Genomic DNA, 8,861 nt, shown 5'->3' on the forward strand with positions numbered 1-8,861 from the left:
CCAGACCTTCACGCCTGCCGGAAACGCGATCATTGCCCGTCCACCACTGACAGGATCCGCGCAAGCGCTTCCGGCTCGACCCCGGTGGGCACGACAGGCCGACGGCCATTCGGCAGGGCTAGCTGCGCCAATCTTCGTACTTTGGAAGTTTTACAGACTTCTGCAGCTCATCGGGATTGTGCATTCCTGACTCCATCGCCTGCTTGACCGCTGCCATAAGGTCTTCAAGATAAACCCGCTGTTCCATCACCACGTTCGCGGCATCGATGGCGGGCTCCGTATGAGGCCCGTGGCCAGAAATCACATAGTCAAAGTCTGTTGCTTCTATCTCTTTAAGGCTTCTGATCCATTCATCAGGCCAGAAATCTGGCATCATGCGGAAAGCGACCCGACGGGGCGTGACGATGTCAACAATGAACAGGATTTTTTCCTTTGGCAGGCGCATGACCACAAGGCTTTCGCCGTGGTTGGGACCGAAATATTCAAGCTCTAACGTTCGGCCTCCCAGCGTCATGGAATGGCGATCCTGAAAGGTTACATCAGGCAGCGGCGTGACCGCACTTGGGTGATCTGCAAGTTCCTTTAGCACGTTCTCATGCCCAACGAATTTGGCCCCTTCTTCCTTGAAGATTATTCCGCCGGAAATGTGGTCATGGTGGTTGTGGCTATAGACAACATATTTGACCGGTTTATCTGTAATCTTACGAATTTCGGATTGCAGAAGTTCGGCAGCCTTTGGATTCATCGGATCAGTCACAATGACGCCTTCATCGGTGACGATGAATATATTGCGGTAAACCCACCAACGGAAAACGTAGATGCCATCGCCAATCGGTGTAACGCTGTGCCCGAACGGCTCACCTCCCACCGGCGTATCGACCGGATATTCATCCGCGGCCAATGCTGCTTGCGAAAGGGCCAGCGAAAAAAGCAGCATATATATGTGCAGAAAGCGTTTCATAACAGGCTCCAAATTGAGGGTTTTAGAGAGCAGTGACGGCCTTATTGCCGTTTGCCAGTATTTTTTTTACTGTTCCGATGTACTGCTCAACTTCCTCGGGGGTCAGCCCGTCGGAAAACTGTGCATTGACGGCCTTGGACTCTCGCGCAATTTCCACCGACAGCGCTTCGCCTTTAGGCGTCAGCAACAGGGATACAGAGCGCCGGTCTTCGTCAGTTCGGCAACGGATTATCAGACCCTGTTGTTCAAGCTTATCCAGCAACCTTGTGATCGCAGCCCGGTCGATGCTCAGAAACTCGGCCAACTCGGACGGCGATGATTTTTCGTCAAAGTGAATCGCGCCCAGCACCACCCAAGCCACCCGGGTTATCCCGAAATGCGCCAGACGCTTGTTGAACTCCGCCTCCATTGTCCGGGCGGTGAGCGACGTCCAGTAGCCGAGGCTTTGGTGGATTGACTGGTCTTTCGGATACTTAAGATCATCATTCATGCAATGATTGATATGATCAATCATTGATAGTGTCAATTATTAACTTATTTCCATTGCGGTGCTTTTTGCTCCGATAAAATTTGAAAATCCGAAACCCAGAGAGCAGCCTTATGGCGCGGGCGGCGCTTTGTCGGCATAGCCGACCTCTGGACCGTGAGATTGCTGCACGATGAGCGAATGGCGGCTTTAGGAAAGCTTCACTGCAGCGGTCGAACCTAACACCAAAGTCCGCAATGGGCCGTCCTCACCCGTTCGTTTCCGCTACACGGCGAAGGCCCGTGTCATGACTATTCCCAACCGGCGCGCGAACTCTGTCGGGTCTGGCGGCACTTCACCTTCGACGATGCGCGCTTGATCCAGCAAAAGATGGGCCGCGTCTTTCAGAAGGGCGTCTGTGCTGTCTGCATCGGATTTGGTGCGGTCTGCTAACTTGGCGATCAGTGCATGACTTGGGTTGAGTTCCAAAACACGGGGCATGCCGTGTTCTAACTGCCCGTGGCGTTTGAGCAGGCGTTCCAGATTTACGTCCATATCGCCGTCATCCGCAATCAGGCATACGGGGCTGTCCGTCAGACGCTTCGAAGACCGTACGTCCTTAACCGCCTCACCCAGCTCGGCTTTTATCGCTGCGATGAGCATAGAGAGGTCAGCCTCCTCGGCCTTGGGCGTGTCTTCTTGCTTTTCGTCGTCATCAATCTGATCCAAATCCGCAGCGCCGCGTGTGATGGATTTGAAGGGTTTGGCATCATGTTCCGTAATATGCTGGAGCCAGAATTCGTCCACATGGTCAGACAAAAGCAACACTTCGACGCCTTTAGCCTTGAAACCTTCAAGATGCGGCGATTTTGCCAGTTTGGCGGCGTCCTCTCCGGCAATGTAATAGATGGCATCCTGTCCTGTCTTCATGCGCGACACATACTCGGTCAAGCTGGTCAGCCCGCCCGCGCCGGTCGAAGCGAACCGACACACTTCCAATATGCGATCACGCAGCGCCGTATCTTCAACCAGGCCTTCCTTGAGCACGGCACCAAAGTTACCCCAGAAGGCAGCGTACTCCTCGGGCGCTTTTGTGGCCTTTTTCTTCAGCTCACTCAGAACTTTCTTGGTGATCGACGTTTTGATCCTGGCGAGCTGCGGATCGGTTTGAAGCATCTCGCGCGACACATTCAGCGACAGATCTTGGCTGTCCACCACCCCGCGCAGGAAGCGTAAATGCGCCGGGATCAGATCCTTCGTGGTCTCCGAAATATAGACGCGATTGACATAAAGTTTCACATGACTTTTGCGCTCAGGCTCAAACAGATCAAAGGGTTGAACCGTAGGCACAAACAGCAAGCTTGTATGGTTGAGTATCCCTTCAACCTTGTTGTGCATCACATGCCACGGTTCATCAAAGGCGTGAGAGGTGTGGCGATAAAACTCAGTATACTGTTCCTTGGTAATGTCCTTGGCCGGGCGTGTCCAAAGTGCCTCAGCCGCGTTCAGGGTTTCATCACCAAGCTTGACGGGGAAGCCGATATGCTCGGAATAGGTTTTGATGATGTGACGGATACGGGCTTCTTCAGCGAATTCCTTGGCGTCTTTTTTCAGGTGCAAGGTCACGGTGGTCCCGGATGTATCGCGCTCTGCAGGCTCAATTGTGAAGGCCCCTTTGCCGTCTGAAGACCAAAGCCATGCCTCAGACTCTCCGGCTTTGCGCGTGAGCACGTCCACTTTTGAGGCCACCATGAACGCAGCATAGAAGCCCACGCCAAATTGGCCGATCAAACCAACATTGTCCTTTTCGTCTGCTTTGAGTGCATCGATAAAGGCTCCGGTTCCGGATTTGGCAATTGTGCCCAAGGTTTCCAAAAGATCGGCGTGGTTCATACCGATCCCATTGTCCGAGATCGAGAGAGCTTTGGGTTTGGCGGCGATCTCAAGCGTAATCGCAAAATCCTGCGTTGGCGCGAGGTGCGCATCCGTTAAGGTTGCGTAGCGTAGTTTATCGCAGGCATCTGATGCGTTTGAGACGAGCTCGCGCAGAAAGACTTCGCGGTTGGAGTAAAGCGAGCCCGCAACGATCTCTAACAGCTGACCCACTTCAGTCTGGAACGAAAACGTTTCTTTCTCAAGGGCTTCGGTCATCTCTTTTGGTCTCCAACTTTGAACCGCTGCGGGAATGTAGTTCGATGGACCTGAGGTTTCAACTCATTGGCGTTATTGCCTGGCAAAGCCTGGGTTCACCAAACAAGCGATTTTGCAGACGCAGCGAACGGCGGCAATGCGAAAGCTGCACCGCGGCGCCGATAAATGAGACGGACGGCGGCTTAGGGCCGTCCTCGACGAACGGCCCAATGCATCAAATTTCGATTGCTTCCGCGACAGCAAGCGCATCTTCGAGCTCAACGCCGAGATAGCGGACTGTGCTGTCCATCTTAGTATGGCCCAATAGTAGTTAGCTTGCGCGCGAGTTGCCCGTTTTCTTGCAGATCTGTGTGACTTTCGTGCGCCGCATCGAGTGGGGCCTGGACCAGCAAACCCGGTAAACCGGTCAAACCCGGGCACGCCCCACCCCATGCACGGGCCGTGCTGTTGGGAGGCTTTGGGCTGCTCCCGGTCCACCCCCTTTCGCGAGCTAACTTAGCCCCAGGGAAACGAATGCAGAAAGCAGAGGCTCGACACGTGGCAGGCCCAAAAGATTCATTGCCCTAGGCTAAAAAGACCAGCCATAGTCTAAGCAACTCGCTCTACATGGTATTAGCTTTTGTTTTCGCTCCCGAATTGGCTCCGTCCAAAGCCACAGAACATTGACCAGCCTAAGGCCACTCAATTGGCCGAGACCAACCTCGCGGCTACGCCCAAGGTCGGGACCAATATCGACCGGCCTGTCATTGACCTCTACCGGCCGCACATCACGTCTGGCGATTGCCTGATCGTGACTGGCTATCAAGACTTCCTTTCTTCGCTCGCGGTCCTGATGAAAGAGGTTAAGGAGCTAAAAGACCCTGACACAGACCCAGACATTCGCATTCGGATATCATTCGGTATCGATACGGGGAACTCTCGACGGTTGGCAAAGCCGAGACCTGTGACTGAAGAAATGAAGCTCTATTGGCTGGAGAAGTCCGGCCTGCAGGTTGAGGACGACGATGACCTGCTCGCGGTGCTTGCAAAGCGGGCGATCCAAACTCGCAAGATTGAGCTTCGCGTCTTTGACCCTGTGTTAGCACAGACCCGATTGGGGATCAGCGGGGATCGTCGGATGCATTCCAAGATATTGAGTTCGCCAATAGGCGCGGTGGCGGGCTCGGCGAACTTCTCTCGCTCTGGGCTCTACAGCAATATTGAGTATGCAGATGGGCTCGACGCTGGATCGCATGAACTCCAGCTTGAACGCACCAACGCAGCTGAGCAGATTTGGGACGTTTCGACCGACTGGACTGCTGAAGCACTCGACATCCTCGACAAGCTGATAAAACCCGCCACCGCCGAAGACGCCATGGCGCGCATGATCGCGGAGCAGAAGGGCTTTGAGCCCTGGCTCACAGGCGGTCGCCGAGAGATCACCGGTCACACCCTCTATGAATACCAACAGGAGCTGACTTACGAGGCCTGCTCTATCACGTACGATAACGGTATCGCATTCGTAGAAGCGCCTACAGGCTCGGGTAAAACCGAGATCGGATGCCACCTCGCCGAGGCCTTATCGGAAACCTTTTCTCGGGTCATTCCGCGCTCTCCTGTGCACGGAGTCGCCAGGAAGAACGCGGCTGTCATCGCGCCGCCGAAGGTCATCCCGAGCTGGGAAAAGCACTCCACGAATTCTTTGGAGGCGATACCAAACACCAGTCTTTCAAAGAAGCGCCTGAGAGGAGCTGGCGACGACAACGAGACCGGTCTGAGGCTCGATCAGTTTGGCATACTCATCATCGACGAAAGCCATACGGTTACGCCTGGCTTCGAACAGGCATCCCAGATGGCTGCAGCGGTCGAGCTCGCACCACCAAGCTGGAATGTCTGCTTGTCTGCCACACTGCTGGGCAATCGTGATGTCGACTGGCTTACCCATATGCAGGAAAAGCGCGCCTCTATCTTCATGACCCCAGACTACATCCAGGCCATGGGTGAGCTGTTCGATCGCGAAATGCAAAGTTCGCCTGACATCTTCGATCAGCAGGCACCACTTGCTGTCCTTTCCGAACCGGAAACTGCTCTTTCACGGCAGGCCCGCACGGAACTCTCTGAGCTGATTTCGCCTTTTCTGGCGCGCCGCCAGCGCCGATGCATTGGCGAGGACGAGGATCGCTCCAAGCATGGCTACCCCAAGCTTGCCAACCATGGGCGACCCAAAACGCTGAAACTCACGAAACCTCAGAGAGCACGCCTCGACGAAATCTTGGCACTGTGTAATGACCTCGCACCCGGCGGGCGGGTTACGGCAGTCGAGAAGAGCCGTTTCGGCCACGTCAAAACGCAGCAGAGTACTCAGGACCAGCTCCATATCCGAAACCTGCTGAACATACTTCGAGTGAACGCAGCGCAGGCAGCTTGGGAGATGTCCGACGGCGTTATCGGGAAATGGCTGCGGGAATTTGAGCAAGGCTCCAAGAAGGGGCGTAGAGCACCGCACCCGGGTCAGTCCGACATGTTCGGTCTGCTTGGCGTCGACGCGCTGGCGGCACCCGAGAAGTGTGACGCTCTAGCCCAAAAGCTCAACTCGCGTTCGCTACGCGAGGTTGACGAAAAGCGGTACGAAGCCTGCCACCGCATCCAGCAACAGATGGACCGGGTTGTCTTCCTCGCAGAGCGCACAGACACGCTCGAAATCTTCGCTGAAGCGCTGTCACGCCGCGGTCACCACACGAACTTCGTTGTTGGCAACCAGACGAAGGGTGATGAGAGGGCAGTGAAGGCCATCTTTGGCAACGGACCGGATGGCTTTCGACGGATTACGCACGGCAAGTCTGTAGAGTCCTACTTCCGCCCCGGCGGAAAAAATGCCCCAGACGGGCCAGCGTCGGTCTTCCTAACCTATAAAATGGCTGAGGGTATCAACCTACAGTCAGCCGATACGCTTGTTCTGCTTGGGGTGACGTCAAACCTCAAAGAACTAATCCAGGGATTGGGGCGCATCGACCGCATCGACAGTCAATTTGGAATCGTAAACTACCACCTAGTCGATATTCCGGTCGGTCAGTTTGCGTCAGATGAGAAGGTAACCAACCGTATCGAGAACTATCGAACACTTGCTGGCGAAGAACTAATTGACGCTGTGCAGGAGGTTGGCTCGGACGACACCGAAGTAATCTTGGAAAGCGTGACCAGATACCTCGGATCGGCCAGGCGTTTGCGAGACAACAACTTCCACGACGTTCTAGCTCGGACCAAAGAGACGATCTCTCCGGAGCGGTACGGGCTCATCAACAAGGCAAAAATCGAAGGTACCTGGGGCGCTGAATTAGCTCTCTTGTGCGCCAGAGAGAGCTTCACCGCGCTGCATCTGAAGGGCGTCGACAAGCCGACGAGTTTCTTCCCTCCGCGTTTACTGCTGCTACGTCCTTCTGAGACGGGCCTGGCTTTGGAGCGAGGTCAGCTGGCCTGCGCAAAGACCCTTGATTCAGCATACGAGCGGACCAGAAGCCTGGTCATGGAACAGACCAGGATGACAGAGGAGGATCTGGCAAGCGCGCTTGACACCGTCTCTAGCCAACTTGGAGTGCTTACGGAATGGGACCTACGCCCGGCACGCGTTGAAAGCTTAATGAAAGCGTGCGCAGAGTTCATGAGCCAGCGGGGCGACAAGAACTACGATGATCAAGAGCTGTTTGGGCACCTGTCCCTCCCCGCCATCGAAATGATCTGTGAGTCTTGGAGCAGGCTGCTCGATCCCCTCTGGGAGCAAGCCAAGCAAGAGGTGCGGGACAGCTTCGCCTACGAGGACCTGCCGAAGGGATACATCGCGATCCAAGCAATTCTGCAGAAGCTTGAAAATGACGTTCGACAAGCTGACGAGGTACACCGAAAGATGTCCAAGGTGATCGAGGAAGCAGAGCTTCTGTCACGGAATCACCAACCAGAAATCGGGCGGCGGGTTTCGGTGGTATTCTTTTCGGGCGGAGCTGGCGAGCACTGAACGGTGCGACCAGGCCCAACCGCTCTCGGTCCAGCGCGCTCCATGAGCGAAACTAAATATTTGAAAGCGTTTGAAGCTGCCACACCGACAACGACAAATGTTTCACGTCGGGAATTTCCAAGAGGGAGCGGAATGGTGAATCGTGCCCAGCAACGTCCCGCACTGTGTGAATTCGATCATCCCGCAATTTTGCACCTGCAGCGAATGTCTCCTTCGCCGGGCCGCACCGCAGCGGCCTAGGTCACAGATCAAAGTCGACTTTGGGCCGTCAGGCACACACAGGGCCATCGCATTTGGGTCACGTCTGAGCTAACCCATTGAGAATGCTTCGGAGAAATTCGTCATCCCGCGCGCTTGAGCTTTATGGAGAGCGAGTCTTTGGATTTGTCGCGTCGTACGAGGTCGAGGGCGCGACGGCGTAGCACCGCGATGTTTCCGGGGCCGTTATCCTTTCGGTTGCGTGCTGCGTCCTCGCGAAAGGAGACATCGAGCTGCCAATGTAGGGCGTTTTCAATGGCCCAGTGGGCGCGGACGGTGTCCAGAAGCACCTCTGGCTCCGGCATCCAGGACAGCACGTTCGTCGTTTGCCCAGTGCGCGACGATCTTCTCAGAAAATATCCCAAAAAGTCTCGAAAGATATTTCGAGCGCTGGTTTTCTAGATCTCCCAGCGGGTCAAAGATTTCCCTAAACATTGTGGACATATTCGAGCCCCCTTGATTTGACAAAGTCGTTTCAAGCTAGTGCATCGCCTGATCTCGCGGTAGGCTAGACCGGTACAGCCGACGCGAAAGACCGCAATGACGGGCCGCACCGCAGCATGTTGATCCCGGGATGAAAGCCCGCAATGGGCCGTCCCCAACCGGGAGGTCATGGAGCTTTGGAGGGATGCCGCACCGCATCCGAGGTCGACAGTGAGCCCACAGCAGAAACCGCCATTTTGTGCTGCGTGCGCGCGAAGCATGGAAATTGCTGCATCAGCAAAGAGATTACTGCCGCTACGCAGCGGAAAAACCGATCAATCAGTCAAGCTGCAGCGAATAAGAACAACCAATTCACGAGTCGCGGCCTAACCGATCATTTGCTGCGCAGCCCGTTCATGTACAGAAATCATTCGCGTCTGCGGAACAATTATTTTCGCAGCGCAGCGAATTCACTCCGGACTGGCCGATCAAGCCTAAGTGTCCGATTCAAAACGGAATGAATGATTTCACCCTGTTGCGAGATGTCGGGTCAGTCGCCGGATATGGGCGATCAGCAGCCAAGCCTCGGCGCTCTCGATGGATTTCTCCCAATC

Annotated in this window: 4 protein-coding genes and 2 pseudogenes; 1 reads left to right on the forward strand and 5 read right to left on the reverse strand. The window is 55.2% G+C overall.

The window, feature by feature from the left end; genetic code table 11:
* Positions 1-118: 118 nt before the first annotated feature.
* From QO231_RS25380 to QO231_RS25395, 4 genes and pseudogenes are all read right to left on the reverse strand, one after another.
* Entirely contained in the window at positions 119-961 is an 843-nt protein-coding gene (locus tag QO231_RS25380) for an MBL fold metallo-hydrolase (protein ID WP_316782919.1), read from the reverse strand.
* A 22-nt stretch (positions 962-983) separates the two neighbouring features.
* Positions 984-1,475 carry a MarR family winged helix-turn-helix transcriptional regulator gene (locus QO231_RS25385; RefSeq protein ID WP_316782922.1) on the reverse strand — a complete coding sequence of 164 codons (492 nt, stop codon included), beginning with the start codon at positions 1,473-1,475 and terminating at the stop codon, positions 984-986.
* 237 nt (positions 1,476-1,712) lie between these two features.
* Positions 1,713-3,578: a molecular chaperone HtpG gene (gene htpG / locus QO231_RS25390; protein WP_316782924.1), complete on the reverse strand. Its 1,866-nt coding sequence runs from the start codon at positions 3,576-3,578 to the stop codon at positions 1,713-1,715.
* A 214-nt stretch (positions 3,579-3,792) separates the two neighbouring features.
* Positions 3,793-3,954, reverse strand: a pseudogene (locus QO231_RS25395) (integrase); the annotation flags it as partial.
* 309 nt (positions 3,955-4,263) lie between these two features.
* Between QO231_RS25395 and QO231_RS25400 the strand changes: the two are divergent.
* Positions 4,264-7,566, forward strand: a complete 3,303-nt coding sequence (locus tag QO231_RS25400; RefSeq protein ID WP_316782927.1) for a DEAD/DEAH box helicase family protein — start codon at positions 4,264-4,266, stop codon at positions 7,564-7,566.
* A gap of 341 nt (positions 7,567-7,907) precedes the next feature.
* On the opposite strand, the pseudogene QO231_RS25405 reads toward QO231_RS25400, so the two are convergent.
* Positions 7,908-8,105 (reverse strand): annotated as a pseudogene (locus tag QO231_RS25405) (hypothetical protein); the annotation flags it as partial.
* Positions 8,106-8,861 lie beyond the last annotated feature (756 nt).

It is taken from the genome of Sedimentitalea todarodis (assembly GCF_032595355.1).
Lineage (GTDB): Bacteria > Pseudomonadota > Alphaproteobacteria > Rhodobacterales > Rhodobacteraceae > Sedimentitalea > Sedimentitalea todarodis.

Coding starts and splice junctions, on each gene's coding strand:
- QO231_RS25380 (WP_316782919.1), bottom strand. CDS start 961: ATGAAACGCTTTCTGCACATATATATGCTGCTTTTTTCGCTGGCCCTT.
- QO231_RS25385 (WP_316782922.1), bottom strand. CDS start 1,475: ATGATTGATCATATCAATCATTGCATGAATGATGATCTTAAGTATCCG.
- htpG (WP_316782924.1), bottom strand. CDS start 3,578: ATGACCGAAGCCCTTGAGAAAGAAACGTTTTCGTTCCAGACTGAAGTG.